General features: G+C 59.2%; 23 protein-coding genes, 4 tRNA genes and 1 pseudogene. 22 read left to right on the top strand and 6 right to left on the bottom strand.

The window, feature by feature from the left end; all coding sequences use genetic code 11:
- Window positions 1-25: 25 nt before the first annotated feature.
- The 6 genes from murJ to ispH all read left to right on the top strand — a co-directional run bounded on the left by murJ (window position 26) and on the right by ispH (window position 7,510).
- Entirely contained in the window at window positions 26-1,564 is a 1,539-nt protein-coding gene (murJ, locus tag AB4N44_RS13015) for a murein biosynthesis integral membrane protein MurJ (RefSeq protein ID WP_460108745.1), read from the top strand.
- A gap of 129 nt (window positions 1,565-1,693) precedes the next feature.
- Complete coding sequence (gene ribF / locus AB4N44_RS13010) at window positions 1,694-2,632, top strand: bifunctional riboflavin kinase/FAD synthetase (RefSeq protein WP_008078544.1); 939 nt, start codon at window positions 1,694-1,696, stop codon at window positions 2,630-2,632.
- Between the two features lie 13 nt (window positions 2,633-2,645).
- Complete coding sequence (gene ileS / locus AB4N44_RS13005) at window positions 2,646-5,477, top strand: isoleucine--tRNA ligase (RefSeq protein ID WP_316917130.1); 2,832 nt, start codon at window positions 2,646-2,648, stop codon at window positions 5,475-5,477.
- On the top strand, window positions 5,470-5,982 hold the full coding sequence (lspA, locus tag AB4N44_RS13000; RefSeq protein ID WP_007909836.1) for a signal peptidase II: 513 nt from the start codon (window positions 5,470-5,472) through the stop codon (window positions 5,980-5,982). The genes ileS and lspA overlap by 8 nt, the downstream gene beginning before the upstream one ends.
- Window positions 5,983-5,989: 7 nt before the next feature.
- Window positions 5,990-6,427, top strand: coding sequence for an FKBP-type peptidyl-prolyl cis-trans isomerase (fkpB, locus tag AB4N44_RS12995; protein WP_174245140.1), 438 nt, complete (start codon window positions 5,990-5,992; stop codon window positions 6,425-6,427).
- Between the two features lie 138 nt (window positions 6,428-6,565).
- Window positions 6,566-7,510: a 4-hydroxy-3-methylbut-2-enyl diphosphate reductase gene (gene ispH / locus AB4N44_RS12990; protein WP_034153853.1), complete on the top strand. Its 945-nt coding sequence runs from the start codon at window positions 6,566-6,568 to the stop codon at window positions 7,508-7,510.
- Here the strand turns inward: ispH and AB4N44_RS12985 are convergent.
- On the bottom strand, window positions 7,482-8,036 hold the full coding sequence (locus AB4N44_RS12985) for a GspH/FimT family pseudopilin (RefSeq protein WP_150751705.1): 555 nt from the start codon (window positions 8,034-8,036) through the stop codon (window positions 7,482-7,484). The two genes, ispH and AB4N44_RS12985, sit on opposite strands and share 29 nt — an antisense overlap.
- Window positions 8,037-8,166: 130 nt before the next feature.
- Here AB4N44_RS12985 and AB4N44_RS12980 point away from each other — a divergent pair, with 130 nt between their 5' ends.
- The 7 genes from AB4N44_RS12980 to thiO are packed head-to-tail and all read left to right on the top strand — an operon-like array spanning window position 8,167 to window position 14,937.
- On the top strand, window positions 8,167-8,640 hold the full coding sequence (locus tag AB4N44_RS12980) for a GspH/FimT family pseudopilin (protein WP_460108747.1): 474 nt from the start codon (window positions 8,167-8,169) through the stop codon (window positions 8,638-8,640).
- Window positions 8,637-9,086: a type IV pilus modification protein PilV gene (gene pilV, locus AB4N44_RS12975; protein ID WP_460108748.1), complete on the top strand. Its 450-nt coding sequence runs from the start codon at window positions 8,637-8,639 to the stop codon at window positions 9,084-9,086. The genes AB4N44_RS12980 and pilV overlap by 4 nt, the downstream gene beginning before the upstream one ends.
- Window positions 9,083-9,796 (top strand): PilW family protein, encoded by a 714-nt coding sequence (locus AB4N44_RS12970; protein ID WP_095121755.1) that lies wholly within the window; start codon window positions 9,083-9,085, stop codon window positions 9,794-9,796. The genes pilV and AB4N44_RS12970 overlap by 4 nt, the downstream gene beginning before the upstream one ends.
- A gap of 10 nt (window positions 9,797-9,806) precedes the next feature.
- The gene (locus AB4N44_RS12965; protein WP_150751701.1) at window positions 9,807-10,286 is read left to right on the top strand and encodes a pilus assembly PilX family protein; all 480 of its coding nucleotides are present in this window, start codon (window positions 9,807-9,809) and stop codon (window positions 10,284-10,286) included.
- A complete protein-coding gene (locus tag AB4N44_RS12960; protein ID WP_460158218.1) occupies window positions 10,273-13,362 on the top strand; it encodes a pilus assembly protein in 3,090 nt (1,029 codons plus the stop codon). The genes AB4N44_RS12965 and AB4N44_RS12960 overlap by 14 nt, the downstream gene beginning before the upstream one ends.
- 15 nt (window positions 13,363-13,377) lie before the next feature.
- Complete coding sequence (locus tag AB4N44_RS12955; protein WP_160041876.1) at window positions 13,378-13,779, top strand: type IV pilin protein; 402 nt, start codon at window positions 13,378-13,380, stop codon at window positions 13,777-13,779.
- A gap of 57 nt (window positions 13,780-13,836) precedes the next feature.
- On the top strand, window positions 13,837-14,937 hold the full coding sequence (thiO, locus tag AB4N44_RS12950; RefSeq protein ID WP_127929829.1) for a glycine oxidase ThiO: 1,101 nt from the start codon (window positions 13,837-13,839) through the stop codon (window positions 14,935-14,937).
- Window positions 14,938-15,053: 116 nt separating this feature from the next.
- On the opposite strand, the gene AB4N44_RS12945 is transcribed toward thiO, so the two are convergent.
- The 4 genes from AB4N44_RS12945 to AB4N44_RS12930 form a co-directional block, all read right to left on the bottom strand.
- Window positions 15,054-16,421, bottom strand: a complete 1,368-nt coding sequence (locus tag AB4N44_RS12945; protein WP_460158217.1) for a sigma-54-dependent transcriptional regulator — start codon at window positions 16,419-16,421, stop codon at window positions 15,054-15,056.
- A complete protein-coding gene (locus AB4N44_RS12940) occupies window positions 16,396-17,985 on the bottom strand; it encodes a sensor histidine kinase (RefSeq protein WP_160042586.1) in 1,590 nt (529 codons plus the stop codon). Before AB4N44_RS12940 ends, AB4N44_RS12945 begins: the two co-directional genes overlap by 26 nt.
- On the bottom strand, window positions 17,975-18,217 hold the full coding sequence (locus AB4N44_RS12935; RefSeq protein WP_127929827.1) for a PP0621 family protein: 243 nt from the start codon (window positions 18,215-18,217) through the stop codon (window positions 17,975-17,977). The genes AB4N44_RS12940 and AB4N44_RS12935 overlap by 11 nt, the downstream gene beginning before the upstream one ends.
- A gap of 126 nt (window positions 18,218-18,343) precedes the next feature.
- A complete protein-coding gene (locus tag AB4N44_RS12930) occupies window positions 18,344-19,360 on the bottom strand; it encodes an outer membrane protein assembly factor BamD (RefSeq protein WP_460108751.1) in 1,017 nt (338 codons plus the stop codon).
- Window positions 19,361-19,511: 151 nt separating this feature from the next.
- Between AB4N44_RS12930 and rluD the strand changes: the two genes are divergently transcribed.
- From rluD to AB4N44_RS12885, 9 genes and pseudogenes are all read left to right on the top strand, one after another.
- Window positions 19,512-20,474: a 23S rRNA pseudouridine(1911/1915/1917) synthase RluD gene (gene rluD, locus AB4N44_RS12925; RefSeq protein WP_016986220.1), complete on the top strand. Its 963-nt coding sequence runs from the start codon at window positions 19,512-19,514 to the stop codon at window positions 20,472-20,474.
- A complete protein-coding gene (pgeF, locus tag AB4N44_RS12920) occupies window positions 20,471-21,193 on the top strand; it encodes a peptidoglycan editing factor PgeF (protein WP_460108752.1) in 723 nt (240 codons plus the stop codon). The genes rluD and pgeF overlap by 4 nt, the downstream gene beginning before the upstream one ends.
- A gap of 129 nt (window positions 21,194-21,322) precedes the next feature.
- Window positions 21,323-23,887, top strand: coding sequence for an ATP-dependent chaperone ClpB (gene clpB / locus AB4N44_RS12915; RefSeq protein WP_127929824.1), 2,565 nt, complete (start codon window positions 21,323-21,325; stop codon window positions 23,885-23,887).
- Between the two features lie 296 nt (window positions 23,888-24,183).
- A tRNA-Asn gene (locus AB4N44_RS12910) sits at window positions 24,184-24,259 on the top strand.
- Between the two features lie 9 nt (window positions 24,260-24,268).
- Window positions 24,269-24,345 (top strand) — tRNA-Pro (locus AB4N44_RS12905).
- A 5-nt stretch (window positions 24,346-24,350) separates the two neighbouring features.
- Window positions 24,351-24,426: transfer RNA gene (locus tag AB4N44_RS12900), tRNA-Lys, on the top strand.
- A 97-nt stretch (window positions 24,427-24,523) separates the two neighbouring features.
- Window positions 24,524-24,600: transfer RNA gene (locus tag AB4N44_RS12895), tRNA-Pro, on the top strand.
- 164 nt (window positions 24,601-24,764) lie between these two features.
- Window positions 24,765-25,487: pseudogene (locus tag AB4N44_RS12890) on the top strand (MCP four helix bundle domain-containing protein); the annotation flags it as partial.
- Between the two features lie 39 nt (window positions 25,488-25,526).
- The gene (locus AB4N44_RS12885; RefSeq protein ID WP_460111707.1) at window positions 25,527-26,390 is read left to right on the top strand and encodes a methyl-accepting chemotaxis protein; all 864 of its coding nucleotides are present in this window, start codon (window positions 25,527-25,529) and stop codon (window positions 26,388-26,390) included.
- 63 nt (window positions 26,391-26,453) lie between these two features.
- On the opposite strand, the gene AB4N44_RS12880 is transcribed toward AB4N44_RS12885, so the two are convergent.
- A complete protein-coding gene (locus AB4N44_RS12880) occupies window positions 26,454-26,861 on the bottom strand; it encodes an HvfA family oxazolone/thioamide-modified RiPP metallophore (protein ID WP_127929823.1) in 408 nt (135 codons plus the stop codon).
- Window positions 26,862-26,878 lie beyond the last annotated feature (17 nt).

Genomic DNA, 26,878 nt, shown 5'->3' with positions numbered 1-26,878 from the left:
TTATCGACAGGCACAAATTCCCTCAATGAATCTGCTCAAATCGTTGGCCGCCGTCAGCTCTATCACGATGCTTTCCCGGATTTTGGGGTTTGTCCGTGACACGCTGATTGCTCGTATATTCGGTGCCGGGATGGCGACCGACGCCTTCTTTATCGCCTTCAAACTGCCCAATCTGCTGCGCAGGATCTTCGCCGAAGGTGCTTTCTCTCAGGCTTTCGTACCGATTCTTGCCGAGTACAAAAGTCAGCAGGGTGAAGTAGCGACGCGCACGTTCATTGCTTACGTGTCAGGTCTGCTGACGCTGGTATTGGCGGTAGTGACTGCGCTGGGCATGATCGCCGCACCCTGGGTGATCTGGGCAACGGCTCCGGGCTTTACCGATACACCGGAAAAATTCCAGCTCACCTCTGATCTGTTGCGGGTGACGTTCCCCTATATATTGCTGATCTCGCTGTCGTCGCTGGCTGGCGCGATCCTCAATACCTGGAACCGCTTCTCGGTGCCGGCCTTCGTGCCGACCCTGCTCAATGTCAGCATGATCGTGTTTTCGCTGTTCCTCACGCCGTACTTCGATCCGCCGGTGATGGCGCTGGGCTGGGCGGTCTTGGTCGGCGGTCTGGCGCAGTTGCTCTATCAACTGCCGCACCTGAAAAAGATCGGCATGCTGGTACTGCCGCGACTGAACCTGCGCGATACCGGCGTGTGGCGGGTGATGAAACAGATGCTGCCGGCGATTCTCGGTGTCTCGGTCAGTCAGATTTCGCTGATCATCAACACCATCTTCGCCTCGTTTCTGGTCGCAGGCTCGGTGTCGTGGATGTATTACGCCGACCGCTTGATGGAGTTGCCATCCGGCGTGCTTGGCGTGGCATTGGGGACGATTCTGCTGCCGACATTGGCGAAAACCTATGCCAGCAAGGATCGCCACGAATACTCGCGGATTCTCGATTGGGGCCTGCGTCTGTGCTTTGTGCTGGTGCTGCCCTGTGCGCTGGCGCTGGGGATTCTTGCTGAGCCGCTGACGGTTTCGCTGTTTCAGTACGGTCAGTTCAGCGGCTTTGACGCCGAAATGACCCAGCGTGCGCTGATTGCGTATTCTGTCGGCCTGCTCGGAATTATCGTGATCAAAGTGCTCGCACCGGGCTTTTATGCGCAACAGAACATCCGTACGCCGGTAAAAATCGCAATCTTCACGCTGGTCGTTACGCAACTGTTCAACCTCGTTCTGATTGGTCCGCTGGCTCATGCCGGCCTGGCCTTGGCGATCAGTGGCGGTGCCTGTCTGAATGCCGGGCTGCTGTTCTATCAATTGCGCAAGCAACAGATGTATCAGCCGCAGCCGGGTTGGGCCAAGTTCGGTTTCAAACTGGTGATCGCCGTGGCGGTGATGTCGGCAGTGTTGCTGCTTGGCATGCATTTCATGCCGGCGTGGGATCAAGGGCACATGCTTGAGCGCTTCCTGCGTCTGGGCGCATTGGTCGCGGCGGGCGTGGTGTCCTATTTCGGTATGTTGCTGCTGCTCGGTTTCCGCTTGCGTGACTTCAATCGCAAGGCCTTGAGTTAAGGTTTTACCCTTTATAAACAGGCGCGGGCCGGCAGTTTTGTCGGCTCGTTCACTTTGCGTTACGGTGTTGCCTGTCGTCGGCCGTCGGGTGTGGTTATAATCGACCACTTTATGAGCAAGAAGCGCGTTATGCAGCTGGTTCGAGGCCTCCACAACTTGCGCCCCCAGCATCGGGGCTGCGTCGCCACTATTGGCAACTTTGACGGTGTTCACCGTGGTCACCAGGCTATCCTGGCCCGACTGCGTGAGCGTGCGCTCGAGTTGGGCGTACCCAGCTGCGTGGTGATTTTCGAGCCGCAGCCACGGGAATTCTTTGCCCCCGAAACCGCGCCGGCACGTCTGGCCCGTTTGCGCGACAAGCTGCAACTGCTGGCCGCCGAAGGCGTTGACCGGGTGTTGTGCCTGGCGTTTAACCAGCGCTTGAGCAAACTCAGCGCCAGTGAGTTCGTCGATACCATCCTGGTTGATGGTCTTGGCGTGCAGCATCTTGAGGTCGGTGACGATTTCCGTTTCGGTTGCGACCGCCTCGGCGACTTCGATTTCCTGTTGCAGGCCGGGCAGATGCACGGTTTTACCGTCGAAGCGGCGCAAACCGTCGAGCTGGACGGCATTCGCGTCAGTAGCACGCAGGTGCGTAACGCATTGGCCGCCGCCGATTTTGCCTTGGCCGAACGTTTGCTCGGCCGCCCGTACCGGATTGCCGGTCGCGTGCTGCACGGCCAGAAACTGGCCCGGCAACTGGGTACGCCCACTGCCAACATTCAACTCAAGCGTCGTCGCGTGCCGTTCACCGGGGTGTATCTGGTGGATGTCGATATCGACGGCAAGACCTGGCCCGGCGTCGCCAATATCGGCGTGCGGCCCACGGTACAGGGTGATGGCAAGGCCCACCTTGAAGTCCATCTTTTAGATTTTGCCGGCGATCTGTATGACCGGCGTTTGACGGTGGTTTTCCACCAAAAGCTGCGTGAAGAGCAGCGCTTCGCCTCTCTGGAGGCATTGAAAACGGCGATCAATGCGGATGTCGCCACCGCCCGTGCACTAGCCGCACCTAGCGCCCATCGCTAATGAAGAGCCTTAAATGACCGACTATAAAGCCACGCTTAACCTTCCGGACACCGCCTTCCCAATGAAGGCCGGCCTGCCACAGCGCGAACCGCAGATCCTGCAGCGCTGGGACAGTATTGGCCTGTACGGAAAGTTGCGCGAGATTGGCAAGGATCGTCCGAAGTTCGTTCTGCACGACGGTCCTCCGTATGCCAACGGCACGATCCACATCGGTCACGCACTGAACAAGATTCTCAAGGACATGATCATCCGCTCGAAGACCCTGTCGGGTTTCGACGCGCCTTATGTTCCGGGTTGGGACTGCCACGGCCTGCCGATCGAGCACAAGGTTGAAGTGACCCACGGCAAGAACCTGGGCGCGGACAAGACCCGTGAACTGTGCCGTGCCTACGCCACCGAGCAGATCGAAGGGCAGAAGTCCGAATTCATCCGTCTCGGCGTGCTGGGCGATTGGGCCAACCCGTACAAAACCATGGATTTCAAGAACGAGGCCGGTGAAATCCGCGCCCTCGCCGAAATCGTCAAGGGCGGTTTCGTGTTCAAGGGCCTCAAGCCAGTGAACTGGTGCTTCGACTGCGGTTCGGCCCTGGCTGAAGCGGAAGTCGAGTACGAGAACAAGGACTCCTCGACCATCGACGTTGCTTTCCCGATCGCTGACGAAGCCCAACTGGCTGCTGCGTTCGGTCTGCCGTCGCTGAGCAAACCTGCCTCGATCGTGATCTGGACCACTACCCCGTGGACCATCCCGGCCAACCAGGCGCTGAACGTTCACCCGGAATTCAACTACGCGTTGGTTGATGTCGGCGACAAGCTGCTGGTGCTGGCTGAAGAGCTGGTCGAAGCCTGCCTGACTCGCTACGGCGTTGAAGGTTCGGTCATCGCGACCACCACCGGTAAAGAGCTGGAGCTGATCAATTTCCGTCACCCGTTCTATGACCGTCTGTCGCCGGTGTACCTGGCTGACTACGTCGAACTGGGCGCTGGCACCGGCGTGGTTCACTCCGCTCCGGCCTACGGCGTGGACGACTTCGTGACCTGCAAGAAGTACGGCATGGTCAACGACGACATCCTTAATCCAGTGCAGAGCAACGGCGTTTACGCGCCGTCGCTGGAGTTCTTCGGCGGCCAGTTCATCTGGAAGGCCAACCCGGCCATCGTCGACAAGCTGACCGAAGTCGGTGCGCTGTTGCACACCGCCATCATCAAACACAGCTACATGCACTGCTGGCGTCACAAGACCCCGCTGATCTACCGCGCCACTGCGCAGTGGTTCATCGGCATGGACAAAGAGCCAACCAGCGGCGACACCCTGCGGGTGCGCTCGCTCAAAGCCATCGAAGACACCAAGTTCGTCCCGGCCTGGGGCCAGGCGCGCCTGCACTCGATGATCGCCAACCGTCCGGACTGGTGCATCTCGCGTCAGCGCAACTGGGGCGTGCCGATCCCGTTCTTCCTCAACAAGGAAAGCGGCGAACTGCACCCTCGCACCGTCGAGTTGATGGAAGAAGTCGCCAAGCGCGTTGAAGTCGAAGGCATCGAAGCCTGGTTCAAGATGGACGCTGCCGAACTGCTCGGTGACGAAGCGCCGCTGTACGACAAGATCAGCGACACCCTCGACGTCTGGTTCGATTCGGGCACCACGCACTGGCACGTCCTGCGCGGTTCGCACCCGATGGGTCACGAGAGCGGCCCGCGTGCCGATCTGTACCTGGAAGGTTCCGACCAACACCGTGGCTGGTTCCACTCGTCGTTGCTGACCGGTTGCGCCATCGACAACCACGCGCCGTACCGCGAACTGCTGACTCACGGTTTCACCGTCGACGAAGCCGGCCGCAAAATGTCCAAATCGCTGGGCAACGTGATTGCGCCGCAGAAAGTCAACGACACGCTGGGCGCCGACATCATGCGTCTGTGGGTGGCTTCGACTGACTACTCCGGCGAGATGGCGGTTTCCGACCAGATCCTGCAGCGCAGCGCGGACGCCTATCGTCGTATCCGTAACACCGCGCGTTTCCTGCTTTCGAACCTGAGCGGTTTCAATCCGGCCACCGACATCTTGCCGGCCGAAGAAATGCTCGCGCTGGATCGTTGGGCGGTCGACCGCACTTTGCTGCTGCAACGAGAGTTGCAAGAGCACTACGGCGAATACCGTTTCTGGAACGTCTACTCGAAGATCCACAACTTCTGCGTGCAGGAGCTGGGCGGTTTCTACCTCGACATCATCAAGGACCGTCAGTACACCACTGGCTCCAACAGTAAGGCCCGCCGTTCGGCGCAAACCGCGCTGTTCCACATCTCCGAAGCGCTGGTGCGCTGGATCGCGCCGATCCTCGCCTTCACCGCCGACGAACTGTGGGAATACCTGCCGGGCGAACGCAACGAATCGGTCATGCTCAACACCTGGTATGAAGGTTTGACCGAACTGCCAGCCGACGTTGAACTGGGTCGCGACTACTGGGAACGCGTGATGGCGGTCAAAGTAGCGGTCAACAAAGAAATGGAAATCCAGCGCGCAGCGAAAGCTGTCGGTGGCAACCTGCAAGCCGAAGTGACGCTGTACGCCGAAGACGCGCTGAGCGCCGATCTGGCCAAGCTGAGCAACGAACTGCGCTTTGTCCTGATCACTTCGACCGCAAGCGTTGCGCCGTTCGTTCAGGCTCCGGCCGATGCAGTAGTGACGGAAGTCAGCGGCCTGAAGCTGAAAATCGTCAAATCGGCCTTCCCGAAATGCGCACGTTGCTGGCACTGCCGCGAGGACGTTGGCGTGAACCCGGAGCATCCGGAAATCTGCGGTCGTTGCGTCGACAACATCAGCGGCGCTGGCGAGGTTCGTCACTATGCCTAATGCCGTTGGCCGTTTCGGACGGTTGAGCTGGCTGTGGTTGAGTTTGCTGGTTCTGGTCATCGACCAGGCCAGCAAGTTCTACTTCGAAGGCAAGCTCGAAATGTTCCAGCAGATCGTGATCATTCCCGATTACTTCAGCTGGACCCTGGCCTACAACACCGGCGCTGCGTTCAGCTTCCTGGCTGACAGCTCCGGCTGGCAGCGCTGGCTGTTCGCCCTGATCGCAATTGTGGTCAGTGCGGTGCTGGTGGTCTGGCTCAAGCGTCTGGGCCGCAATGAAACCTGGCTGGCCGTCGCGCTGGCGCTGGTATTGGGCGGCGCGCTGGGCAATCTGTATGACCGCATTGCTCTGGGCCATGTGATCGATTTCATTCTGGTGCACTGGCAGAACCGCTGGTACTTCCCGGCGTTCAACTTCGCCGACAGCGCGATTACCGTTGGCGCGGTGATGCTGGCACTGGATATGTTCAAAAGTAAAAAGACCGGAGAAGCCGTTCATGACTGAACAGGTATTGGCTGAGCAACGCATCGGCCAGAACACGGAAGTCACTTTGCACTTTGCATTGCGCCTGGAGAACGGCGACACCGTAGACAGTACGTTCGACAAAGCCCCGGCGACCTTCAAGGTCGGCGACGGCAACCTGCTGCCGGGTTTCGAAGCGGCGCTGTTCGGCTTCAAGGCCGGCGACAAGCGCACGCTGACCGTCGAGCCGGAAAACGCTTTCGGCCAGCCGAACCCGCAGAACGTGCAGATCATCCCGCGTTCGCAGTTCGTCGACATGGAGTTGTCGCCGGGTTTGCTGGTGATCTTCAACGATGCGGCCAATACTGAGCTGCCGGGTGTGGTGAAAGAGTTCGACGACACGCAAGTGACCATCGACTTCAACCATCCGCTGGCGGGCAAGACGCTGACCTTTGACGTCGAGATCATCAACGTTAAAGCGCTGTAAAAATGTGGGAGCGAGCCTGTTCGCGAAAGCGGTGTGTCAGGCGACGTCGATGTTGAATGTCAGTCAGCTTTCGCGAGCAGGCTCGCTCCCACCCAGTTGGTAATTCATTGTTTTCGCGCGCAAGACACGAGGCACAGCATGCAAATCAAACTCGCCAACCCCCGTGGCTTCTGCGCCGGCGTGGACCGGGCGATCGAAATCGTCAACCGCGCCCTGGAAGTCTTCGGGCCGCCGATCTATGTGCGCCATGAAGTGGTGCACAACAAGTTCGTCGTTGAAGACTTGCGCAGCCGCGGAGCGATCTTCGTCGAAGAGCTGGATCAGGTGCCGGATGACGTTATCGTGATCTTCAGCGCTCACGGCGTATCCCAGGCCGTGCGTACCGAAGCCGCCGGTCGTGGCCTGAAAGTATTCGATGCCACCTGCCCGCTGGTGACCAAGGTGCACATCGAAGTGGCGAAATACAGCCGCGACGGTCGCGAGTGCATCCTGATCGGCCACGCCGGTCACCCGGAAGTCGAAGGCACCATGGGCCAGTACGACGGCAGCAATGGCGGCGCGATTTACCTCGTTGAAGACGAGAAAGACGTTGCCGAGTTGCAGGTGCACAACCCGGAAAAACTGGCTTTTGTTACTCAGACCACGCTGTCGATGGACGACACCAGTCGCGTCATCGATGCCTTGCGCACGCGCTTCCCGGCCATCGGCGGTCCGCGCAAGGACGACATCTGCTACGCCACGCAAAACCGTCAGGACGCGGTCAAGCAATTGGCCGACGAGTGCGACGTGGTGCTGGTAGTCGGCAGCCCGAACAGCTCCAACTCCAACCGTCTGCGTGAGCTCGCCGAGCGCATGGCCACACCGGCCTACCTGATCGACGGTGCCGAAGACCTGCAAAAGAGCTGGTTCGATGGCGTTGAGCGTATCGGTATCACCGCCGGTGCCTCTGCGCCGGAAGTGCTGGTGCGCGGCGTGATTCAGCAATTGCAGGCCTGGGGCGCCACCGGTGCCGATGAATTGGCCGGGCGTGAAGAGAACATCACCTTCTCGATGCCTAAAGAACTGCGCGTGCGTTCGATCTGACGCTTTTGGCTTTTTGACACAGCGCCTGCTCAGCTTCTTCGCTGCTCAGGCGCACGCGACCGGTCGCCGCCAGCACTATCTGGCGCTGGCTGACCGGCTCGCGAGCCGAGCAGACATGTAATGTCCCTGCCTGAAACGCCCGCCCGGGCATCAGCGGTTGCCCCAGACTGCTGAAACGTACGTAACGACTCACTGACCAATTGCCGACAATCGGCACCTGCGTGTCACTCGCCCGCTCCTCCAGCAGAGGGTTGCTGCTGTCTTTCGGCCCCTTGCCGCTGATATCCAGAATGATCCGCCAGCCCTGACTCCAGTCGCCATTGATGCCATGAATCACCACGCTCTGATTGCGTGTGATAGCCATGCTGCGAGCGTTACGCAGGCCATCGAGCAAGGATTGCGCCGCCTGGTCCCGGTAGTTGGCTTCTCTGAGCGTGGCAAACGCCGGACTGACCAGCAACAGAACAATTGCGCCAATCGCCAGTCCCATAAGCAGTTCGATCAGGCTGAACCCCTGTTGTGGCATGAAAGCTCCCTCCGTGGAGTGTGATGAACGGCGCGCTCCGTGCGCCGGGCAGGGCAAATCAACCGACGCGGGTCGGTTGAATGTTCTAGCGTGTAGAAGCAGGTATAGCCGACGGCAACGGAGGGCATCGATGGATCTTCGTACAAAAGGTTTCACGCTGATCGAGTTGTTGGTCGCACTCGCGATCTTCGTGATCCTGATCACTTTGGCCGTGCCGGCGTTCACCCGATCGATACAGAGCAGCAAGGCTGATACCGAGATGGGCGATCTGCAAAGGGCGATCAATTTCGCCAGGCTCGAAGCCATCGACCGTGGCACCACCCTACGCCTGCGCCCAACCGCTGGTGGCAGCGTCTGGACCGGTGAACTGGCGGTCTATGACAGTACTGGCAATCCGGCCAATGTGTTGCGGGTTGTTCCCGCGATGAGCAGCGGCGCGACTCTGACGCTACCCTCAGGAGTGACCGCACTGGATTTCAACAACCTTGGCGGTCTGGCGGCACCGTCGGCGGCGGTGGTCATCAGTTACACGCTGGGAACGCAAAGCAGGACGCTGAACGTGTGTTTGAACGGACGAATTCAATTGGGTGGAAGTTGCGGATGAGGGCAGGGAGTCAATACACACAGCAGGGCATGACGCTGATCGAGGTGCTGGTCGCGTTGCTGATTCTGACGGTCGGGCTGCTGGGGGCGGCGGCGGTGCAACTGAATGCGCTGAAGTACACCGACAGCTCGCGGATGACCAGCCAGGCCAGTTTCATCGCCTACGACATGATGGACCGCATCCGCGCCAACTCCGGCGCCGACTACACCGTCACGCCGCCGACTTCGGCCAATCTCAGCGTTGCGCGCGACCAGGATCTCTACGATTTCACCACCAACATCGTCAACTTCGGTGGCCCGACCGCGACAGGCAGCATCACCCTCAATCAGCGGGTTTACACGATTACCATCAACTGGAGCGATGCGCGAGCCGCCAACAGCGCCAGTGCTCAACGCAGTTTTGTCCTGACCAGCCGCGCCGCCGTCGATCCGGTGGCTACACCATGAGGCGTGGTCAGCGTGGTTTTGGTCTGATCGAGATGCTCGTCGCCCTGGCACTGGGGCTGATTGTGGTGCTGGGCGTGGTGCAGATTTTCATCGCGGCGAAAAATACTTATGTCAGCCAGAACAGCGCCGCCGCGATGCAGGAAGACGCTCGGTTCGTGTTGAGCAAAATGATTCAGGAAATTCGCATGGTCGGGATGTTCGGCTGTCTGGGCACGATCCTCGATTCGAGCTCCGCGGGCGACTTCAACGCTGCGCAGGTCATGCCGATCAGTTGGGACAATGCCAACCTGAAACTGACGCTGGTCACCGCCGATATCGGCAGCGGCGGGGGCACGCCGACCTGGACGGTGCTCTCCGACTGCCGTAACAGTGCGACGGCGTATACCGGCTTGCGATCTCCGGCGAGCGGACAGATCGCGTTTCCGATCCGGCGTCTGATCTACAGTTTCAGCAACAATCAGATTCTCATGGGCACCGGCAGCGGCACACCGACGCAGCAGGTGCTGGTGAACAACGTCAGTGCGTTCACTGTGATGTTCGGTCTGGCCAGTTCCGCGACAGATGTGGCCGCTTCGACTTATAGCGCCAACCCCAGTGATCCGGCGCGCATCCGTAGTGTGCGCCTGAGCCTGACCCTCAACGATCCGAACAATCGGGTGCGCAGTCAAACCTTCAACGTGGTTGCCGCTTTGCGCAACCGCTTGCAGTGAGGGCGCGCTGATGAGGATTTCTCTTCACACCCGTCAGACTCAGCACGGCATGGTGTTGCTGGTCAGTCTGGTCTTTCTGCTGTTGTTGACCCTGATTGGTTTGTCGTCGATGCAGAGCGCCAACCTGCAGGAAAAAATGGCCGGCAGCGTGAGTCTGCGTAATCAGTCGTTTCAGACTGCCGAGGCGGCGTTGCGGATTGGCGAAAGTGCGGTGCAACTGGACAGTTATTCGCTGGCCGTGTGCAGCGGTATCACGCAATGCGCGCCGCCAGCGGAGTCGTCAGTGGTCAGCTCGGCGGGGCTGAACTCGACTTCCGGGGTCACCTGGATTGCGGCCGGCAATGGATTCTATGGAGTACAGAACATCGGTACGACTCTGACGGCCGTGAACGTACCGAGCAACACCTCGGCGACGTTGTATCGGGTTACAGCGGTCGGCATCGCCGGTACTTCGCGTAGCGTGGTGGAGAGTGTTTATGCGAAGTATTGAACGCTGGACATCGCTGGTGATCGGCATGCTGCTGAGCTTCTATCTGGTGGCACCGGCGTATGCGTTCACCCCCTCCGATTCACCGCTGTTGAGTGCAGCGGCGGTTCCCCCCAACGTCATGCTGCTGATCGACGATTCGGGGAGTATGAACAGCATCATTTATGCGGCTGGATTCGACCCGACGGTTGATCGCACGCCGGCGCGGCAGTGCAATGCGTTTCTCGGGTTATGCACCCCTCTGAACGCGCCAACGATCACTGGCGATCCTGTGTTTTTATCAAGCCTTCCGACCTCCGGGTGTTCGGGTGGCGCGTACGCGTTTTACAACAACAGTGTCGCGCCACTGTGTCTGAAACTGCCGGACCCTGTGGGTGGCGGCAACACGCGATATACAGGCGACTACATTTCCTACGTCGTCAGTCTGGCCATCAACAATGGCACACGCGATTTCACCACTGGGGCGATTCCCAACGACTACCGAATCAACGTCGCGCGTAACGTGTCGACGGCGCTGGTCACCAGCAATCGCACTTTGCGTATTGGCCTGTCGACTTTCAACCCGGTCACCAACAACGACTCTGGTAATGGCGGTTATATCGCCCGCTCGATCAGCGACTTGGCGCCGGTGTCCGGGAGCGTCACGCAGGCGCAGGCAGACACCAACTACAACGCGCTGATCTCATCGATCAATGGTTTGAGTGCCGTGGCCAACACGCCGTTGGCAGAAACCTACTATGAAATCACCCGCTATATGCGCGGCATGGCGCCGTACTACAACAGCGCGCCCGCGACCTATACCAGTCCGATCCAATACCGCTGCCAGAAAAATTATGGCGTGGTGATAACCGATGGCTTGCCGACCTTCGACCGTACCTTTCCGAGCAACGACCCATTGGGCGGCAGCCGGTTACCGAACTGGGACGGTGTCAGCAATGACGGCAACAACCTCTATGGCGACAAAGAAGGGGATACGTTGTATCTGGATGATATCGCCAAGTTCGCCTTCGATATCGACATGCGCTCGACCGGTACCGACGCGGCGGGCAAGAGTTGGAACGCGGTGGATTTTCCCAAGCAGAATATGAACACCTATACCGTGGGCTTCACCGCCGACAACGACATGCTGTCGGACGCGGCCAGTTACGGGCAGGGCAGGTATTACCAGGCGACTGACAGCACCGGGCTCAACGCCGCGTTGTCGTCGGCGTTGAGTGATATCACTTCCAAGGCCGGTTCCGGCGGTAGTGGTGTCACCAGCGGCACCACACTGGCGAGCGGCTCCAGTTACTTTCAGACCAGTTACGACCCCAAGGACTGGCGCGGCACGATCAAGTCCTTCGGCTTCAATGCATCCGGAGCGGTGAATACCTCTGCGGTGCTCTGGACCACTGACACCACTATCGTACCGAGTGCGATCGCACCGACCTATCAGTCGTGGAACACTACAAGCAACGCCGCCGTTGCGCTGGCCTATGGTAATTTTTCCGCGCCCCAGCAGACGACACTCAGCCAAGGCCTGACCACCGGTATTACCGGTAGTGATCTGGTGGAGTGGAGCAAAGGCACCAACAAGACCGGGCTCAAAGTGCGTAGCGTGTTGCTCGGCGACATCATCAACTCGCCGTTGGTGCTGGCCTCACCGACGGACAAGACAGCCTCCGATCTGTCGGGCGACACCACGTACACCGCTTACCTGACCACCAAAGCGGCAAACATGAATGCCAGTCTGGTGGTGAACGCCAACGACGGTTTCGTCAACGTCATCAACTCGGCCAACGGCAGCCGTCGTTACGCTTATATGCCTTCCAGCGTATTACCGTCGCTGCGGCTGATTGCCGATCCGAACTACTTCAACGGCGTCAGCCACAAGTTTCTGGTCGACGGCCAGGTCGGCGTGTATGACGCCCAGCTCAATAGCGCATGGAAAACCCTGGCCATCGGCGGAACCGGTGCCGGAGGCAAGACGTTCTACGCGCTGCAACTGTTTGACGCTTCGGCGGGTAACGTTTTGCGCGCATTGTGGGAAGTCAGTGCGCCGGCGACTGCAAGCACCGCCAACGCTTTCAATGATCTGGGTTACGCCTACGCACGCCCGGAAGTGGCACGCTTGGCCGATGGTCGCTGGGCTGCTTTCATTGCCAATGGCTACGGCAGCAACTCCGGCGTGGCGGCGTTGTATGTGCTGGACGTACGTGATGGGTCGCTGATCAAGAAAATCGTCATCGACAGTACCGAAACCACTAATGGTTTGTCCTCGGTGAAACTCAAGGTCAACTCACAGAACGTCGTGCAGGCCGCTTATGGCGGTGATTTGAAAGGGCGCTTATGGAAGTTCGACTTGAGCGCGACCTCGACGGACAGTTGGGGTTTAGCGTTTTCCGGCAAGCCGTTATTCACCACGGCGGGCGGGGCGACTCAACCGATCACCGCGCAACCGCTACTGGCGGACAACGCGCTTGGCGGCAAACAGATTTTCGTCGGTACCGGTAAATTCAACGAGACGGCTGACAAAACCAACAAGGATTTGCAGGCGTTCTATTCGGTGTGGGATGCCGATGGCGGCTCCGGAAACATCACTGTTGGCAGTTTGCAGGCGCAGGCGGTGACTGGCGTGTTCTCCGGCAGTACCGGGCAGTTTGTGACAACTACCCAGAACGACACGACCTATCCGGGAGAGAAGGGCTGGTACCTGCCCTTGGTGTATAACAACGCGCTGATCGGTGAGCGCGTGATCAATCAGGCCAGTCTGGTGCTTGGGCGAATCGTCTTCACCACCGCCAGCGTCGATACCACCGATCCCTGTTCCAGTTTCGGAACCGGCAAAGTGGCCGAACTCGATGCGTTCAGCGGTAAGATGCTCAACTATGCGGTGTTCGATACCAACGGGGATGGAGTGGTTGACAGCAGCGACACGATTTCCAGTGGTGTGATATTTACCGGTGGCATTCCGACCCTGAACGCCATCGTCAACGGCGCAACACGCAAAATTGTTAACGATTCCAGCGGTAACATCACCACCCTGGTGGAAAAGGGCGGCGGCGGCAGTCGTCGTATCATGTGGCGACAAATACAGTAAGCGAGAGTCTGAGGCATGCGTAGATCCAACCGAGGTTTCACCCTGATCGAAATCATGATCGTGATTGCGATCATCGGGATCGTCATCACCATCGCCGCACCGAGCTATACCGAGTACCTGAAAAAGGGCCGTCGCGCCGAAGTGGTGTCGCTGCTCTCGGAGCAAGCGCAGAGCCTCGAGCGTTTCTACACCAGGAACAATGTCTACACCGGTATCACCGGACTCAGCACGGGCAATGACTTCTACACCCTCACCCCGACCATTGCTGACCAGACCTTTGTGCTGACCGCGACCCGCAAGACGGGTACGTCGATGGCCACCGACAAGTGCGGGGACTTCACCCTGACCAACACCGGTGTGCGCAGCATGAACAACGCGACCACCGGGCTGACCACCAAGGATTGCTGGGGCCGCTGAGGCGCTTTCTTTCGGGTGCCTTTTGCGCCCACTGTCTTTTTTACGGTTGGAACAAACATGACCAGGCAACAGCAAGTGGTGATTGTCGGTGGCGGGGTGATTGGCCTGCTGACCGCCTACAATCTCGCCTCCGAAGTGCGCAGCGTGGTGCTGCTCGATCGCTCGAACCTCGGCCAGGAATCGTCCTGGGCGGGCGGCGGTATCGTTTCGCCGCTGTATCCGTGGCGCTATAGCCCGGCAGTCACCGCGCTGGCGCACTGGTCGCAGGATTTTTATCCACAGCTCGGCGAGCGTTTGTTCGCTGACACCGGGGTGGATCCTGAAGTACACACCACCGGCCTGTACTGGCTGGATCTGGACGATGAAGCCGAAGCGCTGGCCTGGGCCGAGCGGGAAAATCGCCCGTTGCGGGCTGTGGATATCTCGGCGGCGCATGATGCGGTGCCGGTGCTCGGTGGTGGTTTCTCCCGGGCGATCTACATGGCGGATGTCGCCAACGTGCGCAATCCGCGCCTGGTCAAGTCGCTGAAAGCGGCGTTGCAGGCATTGCCGAACGTGACCATTCACGAACAATGCGAAGTCAGCGGGTTTGTCCGCGAGAACGGGCGAGTTACTGGCGTCGAGACGTCGAAGGGTGTGATCAAGGGCGATCAGGTCGTGCTGACCGCTGGGGCGTGGAGCGGTGATCTGCTCAAGACGCTGGATCTGACATTGCCGGTCGAACCGGTCAAAGGCCAGATGATTCTCTACAAGTGTGCGGCGGATTTTCTGCCGAGCATGGTATTGGCCAAGGGCCGTTATGCGATCCCGCGCCGAGATGGCCATATTCTGATCGGCAGCACGCTGGAGCACGAAGGCTACGACAAGACGCCGACCGACGTTGCGCTGGAAAGCCTCAAGGCTTCGGCAGTGGAGTTATTGCCAGCGTTGGCCGATGCCGAAGTGGTCGGGCACTGGGCGGGGTTGCGTCCGGGCTCGCCGGAGGGCATTCCGTATATTGGCCGGGTGCCGGGGTTCGACGGGTTGTGGTTGAACTGCGGGCATTACCGCAATGGGCTGGTACTGGCGCCAGCGTCGTGCCAGCTGTTTGCCGATGTGATGCTGGGAAGGGCGCCGATTATTGATCCGGCGCCGTATGCACCGGAAGGCCGTATTTAGTCAGGTATTTCTCTGTAGTCTGGCAGATCGCTTTCGCGAGCAGGCTCGCTCCCACAGTTGATCTTTGTCGTTCACAAAATCCAATGTGGGAGCGAGCCTGCTCGCGAAGGGGGGCCTCAATCCAGGCCCAATTTCTTCAGTCTGTAGCGCATCGATCTGAACGAAAGACTCAACCGCTGCGCCGCCGCCGTACGATTCCAGCGCGTCTCCTCCAGCGCCTGCAAGATGAGTTTGCGTTCGACGTTCTCCAGATAATCTTCCAGATTATCGATCTGGGTCAGATCGGCAATCCCACCATCCGCCGCGCAGTTGCCTTCACTCAAACGTAAATCTTCAGCCTCGATCGTGCGGTTTTCACACAGGGTGTGCGCTCGTTCGAGCACGTTCTCCAGTTCCCGCACATTCCCTGGAAAGCGGTAGTTCTTCAGCGCTTCCAACGCCTGCGGATGCAAGCGTGCTGCCTGTTGGCCGGTGTCCTTGGCCAAACGCTTGAGCATATGTGCCGCCAGCACTTCAATGTCATCACGGCGCTCACGCAGCGACGGCACGCGCAATTCAATCACGTTCAGGCGGTAATAAAGGTCCTGACGAAAACGCTCGGCCGCGACCTCTGCATCGAGATCCTTGTGGGTGGCGCAAAGAATCCGCACATCGACCACGCTTTCCTGCTGGCCGCCGACACTGCGCACGGCTTTTTCCTGAATCGCGCGCAGTAACTTCACCTGCATCGACAGCGGCAAATCCGCCACTTCATCGAGAAACAGGGTGCCGCCATGGGCCGCCTGAAACAGACCGGGTTTGTCCTCGACTGCGCCGGTGAAACTGCCTTTGCGATGACCAAAAAACTCGCTTTCCATCAGCTCCGAGGGAATCGCCCCGCAGTTCACCGGTACGAACGGCTGGCTGGCGCGCGGCCCCTGTTCGTGGATCAGTCGCGCGACCAGTTCTTTACCGCTGCCGGATTCGCCGCTGATGTACACCGGTGCCTGGCTGCGGGCGAGTTTGTCGATCTGTTTGCGCAGGTTGCGCATCGGTGCTGAATCGCCGAGCAAGCGTCGATCAATCGAGGTAGAGCTGCCGCCCGCCGCCGGCATGCGTAGTGCCGTGCCGACCAGCTCGCGCAAGCGAGTGAGGTCCACTGGTTTGGTAAGAAAGTCGAATGCGCCTGCTTTCAAGGCGTTGATCGCCGTTTCCAGGCTGCCATAGGCGGTGATCATCGCCACTGGCAGTTGTGGATAACGCTGCTGAATGTGCTGCACCAGTTCCAGTCCCGTGCCGTCGGGCAGACGCATGTCGGTCAGGCACAGGTCGAATGTTTCGCGATGCAACAGCGCCTGGGCTTCAGTCAGATTGCGCGCGCTGTAGGTGTCGAGTTTCATCCGTCCCAAGGTGATTTCCAGGAGTTCGCGGATGTCCGGTTCGTCGTCGACGATGAGGATTTTTGCCGTGGGCTCGTGTTCAACTTTGTTTCCGTCCGTGAGCAAAGGTGATGCGAAAGCAGCCGCCGCCTTGGCGTGATTGAAAGTCTAGGCGCGCTTGGTTGCTTTCGCACAGCTCACGGGACAGATAAAGCCCAAGGCCGGTGCCCTGGCTGCTGGTGGTGAAGAACGGTTCGAACAGATGTGTCTGTTCATCGGCAGGCACGCCGGGGCCGTTGTCTTGCACTTCGAGGACCGCCAACTGGCTGTCGGGATCGCTGAACAGGGCCAGCCAGACTTGCGCCTGATCGTGCAGCAGGGCGCTGTGGCGCCAGCCATTGCGTAACAGATTGTCGAGAATCTGCGTGAGCTGGTTGGGGTCCATCAGCGTGGTGAAGTCCCCTGAATTGATCCGCAGATGAATCTGCTGGCGCTCGCCCGCCTGTTCGCGGCTTTCGGCAACGAAATTCTCCAGCCACGGCTTGAGATCCAGTCGTTGCGGCGCGCTCTGTTGGCGCCGGGACAGTTGCAGGACGTTTTCGATGACTCGGTTCATGCGCTGGGAGTGATCTTGAATGATCTGCGTCAGACGCCGATCGGCGCTGTCGAGTTCCTCGGACTCCCCCAATAGCTGTGCAGCGTGACTGATGGCACCCAGCGGATTGCGGATCTCGTGGGAGATCCCGGCGGTCAAGCGCCCGAGCGCGGCCAGTTTCAATTGCTGGGCCTGCTGGGCGATTTGCGCAAGGTCTTCGAGAAACACCAGGGTTTGCTGGTTGGGACTTTGCTCGAGGGCAATGAAGCTCGGTTGCAGTTCGAGGCCGTTGCCGGGGATTTTCAGGCTTTGCGGGCGCAAGGTCGGGTTGTTCATCCACAGTTGCAGGCGATCGACCAGCGCACTGGAATAGTCGTCGATCAAATGTCCCTGAAGGTGAGATTGCGCGAGCAGGGTTTGTGCGCTGTGGTTCGCCAGTTGCACCCGGCGCTCCTCGTCGAGGACCAGAATCCCGGTGCGCATGCGTTGCAGGATCAGCGCATTGAGCGCTTCGAGCCCGACCACTTCACTGGCGCGCTGTTCGGCCAGTGTTTCGCTGACCTCCAGGCGCCGGATCAGTCCCTGCACCAACAACGAGGCGGCAAAGCACAGGGCGCCGAGGGTGCCGGCTTGCAGGTATTCATTGGCGCTCAGGGGATGGTTGAAGCTCAGCAGGAAACTCGAACCGACGATGCCCAGCGCGCCGATGGCGGCGATCAACAGGCCGATGCGTCGGCGTAGCAAGGTGTTGCTGATCGCCACCGAGACAATCAGCAAATTGCCCAGCGCACTGCCAACACCGCCTGCCGCAAAGAATACACCGCACAAAAGCAGGACATCGACGAGGGCCAGGCTGAACAGTTGCGCCGGCCGTCGGGTGTTCTCCAGGAATACCACCAACAGAATGTTGAGGATCAGGTACAACCAACTGCCGCCGCGCAGCAGTTCGTCGTTGGCCGACGTCAGCAGGCGGTTGTCCATGTTGCTGGAGATCAGCAACACCAGGGTGATGCCGACGCTTAAACGGTAAAGATGATAAAGGCGCAGCAGGCGCTGAGCCTGTTTGCTGTCGGCGTGGGTGGCCTCAGCGATCACTGGCACCCGGGCCTTGCTCAAGGTGAGCCTGGCTGCAATACCACTGTTGTTGCACGCTCAGCGCGCGGTCGCGCGGCAGATGCACGCCGCAATGGGCGCAGCGCACCATCGGCGGGGCGTCCTGTTCGCGAGGGGCGCGATTGGACTGAGAGGACGCGGCGGGTGCCTTGAATTTACGCCACAACCATATGGCGGCGAAAATCACGACGATCCAGAACAATAAACGAAGCATGATGAGCGGCTTTCCGACTGATGATCCGGCAGTTTAGCCAAGCTCCCGACCAGCGCACAGCCTATTAATGCGTGGCAATAAAAAAGGGAGATCCGCAGATCTCCCTTTTCTCTACTGCCAGTGCGATCAGTCGAACACGCCGAAAGTCATGTAGCTGAACCACGAGCGGTCGGTGCTGCTCGACTCAGGCTCCGGTTCTTCGATCACGTCGCCGTTTTCGTCCTTAGGCTTGAGCTCGTTCGGGATCGCGTCTTTCGCGTCCTGGAACTGCTTCTGCACGTCCTGGTTGGCGCGGGTTTCACCCGGCGGCAGCGGTGGACGCGATTCGATCAGGCCCAAAGTGGCTTTGCTCAGGAACGAACGGTTGTCGGCTTCGGCAACCCGTGGCACGAACTGGCCATCTTGCAGGCTTGTGTGGTTCGGGTAGTTGAGCTTCAGGGTTTCCAGGCTAGTGGCCGCCAGTTCGTCCAGGTGCAGACGCTGATAGGCTTCAGTCATCACCGCCAGGCCGTCGCCGACCGATGGGGTTTCCTGGAAGTTTTCCACGACGTAACGGCCACGGTTGGCAGCGGCTACATAAGCCTGACGGGTCAGGTAGTAGTCGGCCACGTGAATTTCGTAGGCCGCCAGCAGGTTGCGCAGGTAGATCATGCGCTGCTTGGCGTCCGGCGCGTAGCGGCTGTTCGGGTAGCGGCTGGTCAGCTGGGCGAACTCGTTGTACGAGTCGCGCGCGGCGCCCGGGTCACGCTTGGTCATGTCCAGCGGCAGGAAGCGCGCCAGCAGGCCGACGTCCTGGTCGAAAGAGGTCAGACCTTTCAGGTAGTACGCGTAATCCACGTTCGGGTGCTGCGGGTGCAAACGAATGAAACGCTCGGCGGCAGACTTTGCAGCTTCCGGCTCGGCGTTCTTGTAGTTGGCGTAGATCAGCTCCAGCTGTGCCTGATCGGCGTAGCGACCGAACGGATAACGCGACTCCAGAGCCTTCAGCTTGGCTGTGGCGCTGGTGTAGCTGTTGTTGTCCAGGTCAGTCTGAGCCTGCTGATACAGCTCGGCTTCGCTGAGGTTTTCGTCTACGACTTCCTTCGATGAGCAAGCAGCGGTCAATGCGAGGATGGCGATCAGCAGCAGGTGTTTCACTTGCATGGCGGCTTGCGTCCCTATGACGGCCGCTGTCTTGGGCGGGGCCGTCCTGTTATGATGAGCGCCCCGTTGAAAAGCCTCGGGGCAAAAGACGCCGTATTTAACCACAAGCGCGCAGCCGAAACCAAAAGCTGTGCCGACGCACAGTCAGAGCATGTCCGATAAAATTGAACTTCGCGCAGAGGTGCCGTCCGAATTGGGCGGCCAACGCCTCGATCAAGTCGCTGCCCAACTCTTCGCTGAGCACTCTCGCTCGCGCCTTTCCGCCTGGATCAAAGAAGGTCGCCTGACTGTGGACGGGGCGGTCATCCGCCCGCGCGACATCGTGCACGGCGGTGCCATCCTTGAGCTGACTGCCGAGCAGGAAGCCCAGGGCGAGTGGATCGCCCAGGACATCGAACTCGATATCGTCTATGAAGACGACGACATCCTGGTGATCAACAAGCCTGCGGGCCTGGTGGTGCACCCGGCTGCCGGTCACGCCGATGGCACCTTGCTCAACGCCTTGCTGCACCACGTGCCGGACATCATCAATGTCCCGCGCGCCGGTATCGTGCATCGTCTGGACAAGGACACCACCGGTCTGATGGTGGTGGCCAAGACCATTCAGGCGCAGACCAAACTGGTTACTCAGTTGCAGAGTCGCAGCGTCAGCCGTATCTATGAGTGCATCGTGATTGGCGTGGTGACGGCCGGTGGCAAGATCAACGCCCCGATCGGTCGTCACGGCCAGCAGCGCCAGCGCATGGCGGTGATGGAAGGCGGCAAGCCAGCCGTCAGTCACTACCGCGTGCTGGAGCGCTTCCGTTCCCACACCCATGTACGGGTGAAACTGGAAACCGGTCGTACTCACCAGATTCGCGTGCACATGTCGCACATCAACTTCCCGTTGGTCGGCGATCCGGCGTATGGCGGTCGTTTCCGCATTCCGCCAGCGGCGAACCCGACGATGGTTGAATCGCTCAAGCATTTCCCGCGTCAGGCCCTGCACGCGCGCTTCCTTGAGCTGGATCATCCGACGACCGGTGAACGCATGAGCTGGGAATCGCCGCTGCCAGAAGATTTCGTCTGGCTGCTGACCCTGCTCAAGCAGGATCGCGAGGCATTCGTCGGATGAACTGGCTGACGCCGGACTGGCCTGCGCCGGCCAGCGTCAAAGCCTGCGTCACCACCCGCGAGGGCGGTGTCAGCGAGGCGCCGTTCGATAGCCTCAATCTGGGCGATCATGTCGATGATCGTCCTGAGGCTGTGGCCGAGAACCGTCGGCGCCTGACCGAACACTTCTCTATACAGCCTGCCTGGTTGCAGCAAGTGCACGGGATTACCGTGGCGCATGCTGATCCGGGCATTGTTGCGACCGCCGATGCGAGCTGGACGGCAACGCCCGGTATTGCCTGCGCGGCAATGACGGCTGATTGTTTGCCAGCGTTGTTCTGCGATCGCGCTGGAACCCGTATCGCGGCGGCCCATGCCGGTTGGCGTGGTCTGGCGGCGGGTGTACTTGAAGCCACGCTCGATAGCCTCGATATTCCGCCCAAGGATGTTCTGGTCTGGCTCGGTCCGGCGATTGGCCCGAAAGCCTTTGAAGTCGGCCCGGAAGTGCGGGAAGTCTTCATCAATCAACTGCCTGAAGCAGCAGAGGCGTTTGTACCGAGCGACAATGCCGGCAAGTTCATGGCGGACATCTATTTGCTGGCGCGCCTGCGTCTGGCAGCCCGAGGTGTTACAGCGGTTTACGGCGGTGGTTTCTGCACCGTGACCGATCCGCGCTTCTTCTCCTATCGTCGTGCCTCACGCACCGGTCGCTTCGCCTCCTTGGTTTGGCTCACCCGCTAGACTGTCTGATCTGCATCAACTGCCTGACGCTTGAATCTTGCAGAATCGACCGCATCTATAGCGGTATCTGGCAGGTTTCTTTATTCAGGATGGTTTTTAGGTCCGGCCTGCTCAAAAGGAAGGTGACTTATGCGAATAGACCGTTTAACCAGCAAATTACAGTTGGCCTTGTCCGACGCCCAGTCGTTGGCAGTCGGCCACGATCATCCGGCCATCGAGCCGGCGCACTTGATGCAAGCCATGCTTGAACAGCAGGGTGGTTCGATCAAACCTCTGCTGATGCAGGTGGGCTTCGACGTCAACAGCTTGCGCAAAGAGCTGACCAAAGAGCTCGACCAATTACCGAAAATCCAGAACCCCACCGGCGACGTCAACATGTCGCAGGATCTGGCGCGCCTGCTTAACCAGGCTGACCGTCTGGCTCAACAGAAGGGTGACCAGTTCATCTCCAGCGAATTGGTGCTGCTCGCGGCGATGGACGAGAGCAGCAAGCTCGGCAAGTTGCTGCTCGGCCAGGGCGTAAGCAAGAAAGCCCTGGAAAACGCGATCAACAATCTGCGTGGCGGCGAAGCGGTAAACGACGCCAACCACGAAGAGTCGCGTCAGGCGCTGGATAAATACACCGTCGACCTGACCAAGCGCGCCGAAGACGGCAAGCTCGATCCGGTGATCGGTCGGGACGACGAAATTCGTCGCACCATTCAGGTTCTGCAACGCCGTACCAAGAACAACCCGGTGCTGATCGGTGAGCCTGGCGTGGGTAAAACCGCGATTGCCGAAGGTCTGGCCCAGCGCATCATCAACGGCGAAGTGCCGGACGGCCTTAAAGGCAAGCGTCTGCTCTCGCTGGACATGGGCGCGCTGATTGCCGGTGCCAAGTATCGCGGTGAGTTCGAAGAACGCCTGAAATCGCTGCTCAACGAGCTGTCGAAGCAGGAAGGGCAGATCATTCTGTTTATCGACGAACTGCACACCATGGTCGGCGCGGGTAAAGGCGAAGGCTCGATGGACGCCGGCAACATGCTCAAGCCAGCACTGGCGCGCGGCGAGTTGCACTGCGTTGGCGCGACCACGCTCAACGAGTACCGCCAATATATAGAGAAGGACGCGGCGCTCGAGCGACGCTTCCAGAAAGTATTGGTGGATGAGCCGAGCGAAGAAGACACCATCGCGATCCTGCGCGGCCTTAAAGAGCGTTACGAGGTTCACCACAAGGTGGCGATCACCGACGGTGCGATCATTGCGGCAGCGAAGCTCAGTCATCGTTATATCACTGACCGGCAACTGCCGGACAAGGCCATCGATCTGATCGACGAGGCTGCCAGCCGTATCCGCATGGAAATCGACTCCAAGCCGGAAGTGCTCGATCGTCTGGAGCGTCGCCTGATTCAGTTGAAGGTGGAATCCCAGGCGCTGAAGAAAGAAAGCGACGAAGCGGCGATGAAACGTCTGGAAAAACTCCAGGAAGAAATCGTCCGTCTCGAGCGTGAGTACTCGGATCTGGAAGAAATCTGGAACTCGGAAAAAGCCGAGGTACAGGGGTCTGCGCAGATTCAGCAGAAGATCGAACAGTCGCGTCAGGAGCTGGAAGCCGCGCGCCGCAAAGGCGACCTCAATCGTATGGCCGAATTGCAGTACGGGGTGATCCCGGATCTGGAACGCAGCCTGCAAATGGTCGATCAGCACGGCAAGAGCGAAAACCAGTTGCTGCGCAGCAAGGTGACTGAAGAAGAAATCGCTGAAGTCGTGTCGAAGTGGACCGGCATTCCCGTGTCGAAAATGCTCGAAGGCGAGCGCGACAAACTGATGAAGATGGAAAGCCTGTTGCACAAACGCGTTATCGGCCAGGAAGAAGCGGTGGTCGCCGTCGCTAACGCAGTACGGCGTTCACGTGCCGGGTTGTCCGATCCGAATCGTCCGAGCGGCTCGTTCATGTTCCTCGGCCCGACCGGTGTCGGTAAAACCGAGCTGTGCAAGGCGCTGGCCGAATTCCTCTTTGATACTGAAGAGGCAATGGTGCGGATCGACATGTCCGAGTTCATGGAGAAACATTCCGTGGCGCGTCTGATCGGTGCGCCACCGGGATACGTCGGTTACGAAGAGGGCGGTTACCTGACCGAGGCGGTACGTCGTAAGCCTTATTCGGTGATCCTGCTGGACGAAGTCGAGAAGGCGCACCCGGATGTGTTCAACATCTTGCTGCAAGTGCTTGAAGATGGTCGCCTGACCGACAGCCATGGTCGCACGGTGGACTTCCGCAATACCGTGATCGTCATGACCTCGAACCTCGGCTCTGTGCAGATTCAGGAGCTGGTCGGTGATCGCGAGGCGCAGCGTGCTGCAGTCATGGATGCGCTGACGTCGCACTTCCGTCCGGAGTTCATCAACCGGGTCGACGAAGTGGTGATCTTCGAGCCTTTGGCACGGGATCAGATCGCGGGCATTACCGAGATCCAGTTGGGTCGTCTGCGCAGCCGTCTGGCCGAGCGCGAGCTGAAGCTGGAGCTCAGCCCGGAAGCGATGGACAAGCTGATCGCGGTGGGTTACGACCCGGTGTATGGCGCACGTCCTTTGAAACGGGCGATTCAGCGCTGGATCGAAAACCCGTTGGCACAGTTGATCCTCTCGGGTCACTTCATGCCAGGCGACACGGCGACCGGCAAGGTCGAGAGCGACGAAATCGTTTTCAACTGAGTCCAAACGCCAATGAAAAAAGGGGGGCCCCACATTGTGGGGCCTTTTTTTCGTTAGGCTGTTGAACTCAAAGGAAAAGGCTTGTAAAGTGCGCCCCGCAGTCAGTCGCCAAGACGGTTTCAACTCACTGAGCTGAAATCTGAAATAAGTTGCAAATCATTAACTTGAAAGCAATTTAGGGGGTTGACAGAGGTGTTCTAGGTTGTAGAATAGCGCGCCTCAGACACACGAACGCAGCGATGCGAACGAGTGACTGGAAGCAACAAGTTTCACCGTTGTAAATTGAAATATGTAGTTCCGTGATAGCTCAGTCGGTAGAGCAAATGACTGTTAATCATTGGGTCCCAGGTTCGAGTCCTGGTCACGGAGCCAATTTCAAACCGGGGTATAGCGCAGTCCGGTAGCGCGCCTGCTTTGGGAGCAGGATGTCAGGAGTTCGAATCCCCTTACCCCGACCATTTTTGGGTCGTTAGCTCAGTTGGTAGAGCAGTTGGCTTTTAACCAATTGGTCGTAGGTTCGAATCCCACACGACCCACCATTTTTGAAACCAGTTAACGCTGGGATCGAATCTTAAGATCAGAGGCCAAAAGCGCTGATCGAAGAAGGCGATCTTTGAAAGGTCGCCTTTTTTTTACCGGGGTATAGCGCAGTCCGGTAGCGCGCCTGCTTTGGGAGCAGGATGTCAGGAGTTCGAATCCCCTTACCCCGACCATATTAAAAATCCTCGTATCGAAAGATACGGGGATTTTTTTTGTCCGACAAAAACTCATTTCCCCTTCAAGTCATCATACAACCTGCCGATAGCCCGCTAACACGAGGGGACTGCCATGGCTTCGCCCCTTGAATCTGGCCAATACAAGAATAAGGGCGTTCGTCATGTTGCTTCGTCAGTTGAATATTGCTCCCCGGGCGGCCCTGGGGTTCGCCCTGATCGCGGTGTTGGTGGCCTTGCTTGGCGTTTTTGCGCTGGGGCAGATGTCGAGTATTCGCGACAGTGAGGTCGCGGTAGAAAATCAGTGGTTGCCGAGCATTCGTGGTGGCGACGAGATTCGCGAGATCATGCTGCGTATCCGCACCATCTCGCTGCGCATGGCGCTGGATCAGGATCCGGCCAACATTGCGACTTACCGCAGCCAGATGGACACCCGCGACAAAGAGCTGAGCGAGAAAATCGCCGCTTACGACAAACTGGTCAACACCCCGGAAGGCCAGCAGCTATACGACCAGTTCAAGAAAACCTTCGCTGCCTATCGCAGTGGCATCGCTCAATCCTTCGCCCTTGCTGAGCAAGGCAAGCGTGATGAGCTGACCAGGTTGTTGCTGGTCGACATGAAAACCGTGGTCGATGGCTCCGGCAAGCAACTCAACGACCTGGCGGATCTGTTCGCCAAACAGGTCGCGGCTGAAAGTCAGAAGTCCGCTGCGCACTACGAAAACTCGCGCACGATCGTCAGTTTGTTCATTGCCTTGGCCGCACTGGCCACGGTGGCACTGGCGATGATGCTCACGCGCAGTATCGTTCGTCCGCTAAGCAGCGCCGTGAGCGCCGCAGAAAGTGTCGCGCAGGGTGATCTGACCCGGCCAATCGAAACCCATGGCAACGATGAAGTCAGTCGTTTGCTCAAAGCCTTGGCGACCATGCAGCAGAACCTGCGAGAGACGCTGCAAGGCATCAGCGGCTCGGCCACGCAACTGGCAACCGCTGCCGATGAGCTTAACGCGGTAACGCTCGACAGCACGCAGGGGCTGCAGCAGCAGAACAACGAAATCGAACAGGCCGCGACCGCGGTCAACCAGATGACGGCAGCGGTGGAAGAGGTCGCACGCAATGCGGTGTCGACGTCTGACGCGACTCGCCAGTCGAGCGAGTCGGCGCATCTGGGCCAGGTGCGTGTCAGTGAGACCGCCACGGCCATCAATGCTCTGGCCAGCGATGTGCAACAGACCGGCGAGTTGGTGCAATCACTGGCCAACCAGTCGCAGGACATCGGCAAGGTGCTCGACGTGATTCGGGCGATTGCCGAGCAGACCAACCTGCTGGCGCTCAACGCAGCGATTGAAGCAGCACGGGCCGGCGAGAGCGGGCGAGGCTTTGCCGTAGTGGCCGATGAAGTAAGGGCTTTGGCTTATCGTACGCAGCAATCGACTCAGGAGATCGAGCAGATGGTCCAGGGCATGCGCAATGGTTCGAGCCTGGCGCTGGATTCGATGCAGGCCAGTACCGCGCGTGCGACGACCACCCTGGCGTTGGCTGAGCGTGCCGGTGAGGCGCTGCAGACCATTACCGCGTCGGTGCATGAGATCCATGAGCGCAATCTGGTCATTGCCAGCGCTGCGGAAGAACAAGCGCAAGTCGCGCGGGAAGTGGATCGCAACCTGGTGAATATTCGGGATTTGTCGGTACGCTCGGCCGCCGGTGCCGACCAGACCAGTGCCTCCAGCCACGAGTTGTCGCAACTGGCCAACGCCTTGCAAGGCATGGTGCGGCGCTTTCAGTTGTAAAACGGCAGACGTGAAAAAACCGCGTTTCTCTCAGGAGAAGCGCGGCTTGGTTTTTTCCGCTGATCAGGCGCCGTCTTGATCTTTCAGGTGTTCGAACAGGCCTTTTGGCATCTTCTTGCCGTTGGCTTCAAAGTTGGCCTTCACGTTGTCGTAGGCCTCTTGCTCGTCAATGAAGCCGTCATGGTTGGTGTCGATCTTGTCGAAATCGGACTTCGGCGCAACTTTCAGGAATTCGGCGCGGGAAACCTTGCCGTCACCATCGCTGTCAGTCTTGGCCATCGAAGCATCGCCACATTTGCCTTCACCGCATTTGCCTTCCGGCGCTTTCACCGAGGTTTCCGCCGAAGCGACCATGTAGCCCTGCGCCAGTGGTTGAGCGGCAAACACCGAACCGGACAACATCAGGCCGCCAGCCAGTGCGGCGCCGATCAGGCCAATGGATTTTTTACCTAGGGTCGAAGTACGGGACATTTGGATTCTCCTGGGCT

It is taken from the genome of Pseudomonas sp. S3_C06 (assembly GCF_054667675.1).
The sequence above is the reverse complement of the archived record's forward strand: the minus strand, read 5'-3'. Positions and strand labels throughout refer to the sequence as shown.

Bases quoted from the DNA above. Each gene is read 5' to 3' on its own strand.
- murJ (WP_460108745.1), top strand. From the start codon at position 26: ATGAATCTGCTCAAATCGTTGGCCGCCGTCAGCTCTATCACGATGCTT.
- ribF (WP_008078544.1), top strand. From the start codon at position 1,694: ATGCAGCTGGTTCGAGGCCTCCACAACTTGCGCCCCCAGCATCGGGGC.
- ileS (WP_316917130.1), top strand. From the start codon at position 2,646: ATGACCGACTATAAAGCCACGCTTAACCTTCCGGACACCGCCTTCCCA.
- lspA (WP_007909836.1), top strand. From the start codon at position 5,470: ATGCCTAATGCCGTTGGCCGTTTCGGACGGTTGAGCTGGCTGTGGTTG.
- ispH (WP_034153853.1), top strand. From the start codon at position 6,566: ATGCAAATCAAACTCGCCAACCCCCGTGGCTTCTGCGCCGGCGTGGAC.
- AB4N44_RS12985 (WP_150751705.1), bottom strand. From the start codon at position 8,036: ATGCCACAACAGGGGTTCAGCCTGATCGAACTGCTTATGGGACTGGCG.
- AB4N44_RS12980 (WP_460108747.1), top strand. From the start codon at position 8,167: ATGGATCTTCGTACAAAAGGTTTCACGCTGATCGAGTTGTTGGTCGCA.
- pilV (WP_460108748.1), top strand. From the start codon at position 8,637: ATGAGGGCAGGGAGTCAATACACACAGCAGGGCATGACGCTGATCGAG.
- AB4N44_RS12970 (WP_095121755.1), top strand. From the start codon at position 9,083: ATGAGGCGTGGTCAGCGTGGTTTTGGTCTGATCGAGATGCTCGTCGCC.
- AB4N44_RS12965 (WP_150751701.1), top strand. From the start codon at position 9,807: ATGAGGATTTCTCTTCACACCCGTCAGACTCAGCACGGCATGGTGTTG.
- AB4N44_RS12960 (WP_460158218.1), top strand. From the start codon at position 10,273: ATGCGAAGTATTGAACGCTGGACATCGCTGGTGATCGGCATGCTGCTG.
- AB4N44_RS12955 (WP_160041876.1), top strand. From the start codon at position 13,378: ATGCGTAGATCCAACCGAGGTTTCACCCTGATCGAAATCATGATCGTG.
- thiO (WP_127929829.1), top strand. From the start codon at position 13,837: ATGACCAGGCAACAGCAAGTGGTGATTGTCGGTGGCGGGGTGATTGGC.
- AB4N44_RS12935 (WP_127929827.1), bottom strand. From the start codon at position 18,217: ATGCTTCGTTTATTGTTCTGGATCGTCGTGATTTTCGCCGCCATATGG.
- AB4N44_RS12930 (WP_460108751.1), bottom strand. From the start codon at position 19,360: ATGCAAGTGAAACACCTGCTGCTGATCGCCATCCTCGCATTGACCGCT.
- rluD (WP_016986220.1), top strand. From the start codon at position 19,512: ATGTCCGATAAAATTGAACTTCGCGCAGAGGTGCCGTCCGAATTGGGC.
- pgeF (WP_460108752.1), top strand. From the start codon at position 20,471: ATGAACTGGCTGACGCCGGACTGGCCTGCGCCGGCCAGCGTCAAAGCC.
- clpB (WP_127929824.1), top strand. From the start codon at position 21,323: ATGCGAATAGACCGTTTAACCAGCAAATTACAGTTGGCCTTGTCCGAC.
- AB4N44_RS12885 (WP_460111707.1), top strand. From the start codon at position 25,527: ATGCAGCAGAACCTGCGAGAGACGCTGCAAGGCATCAGCGGCTCGGCC.
- AB4N44_RS12880 (WP_127929823.1), bottom strand. From the start codon at position 26,861: ATGTCCCGTACTTCGACCCTAGGTAAAAAATCCATTGGCCTGATCGGC.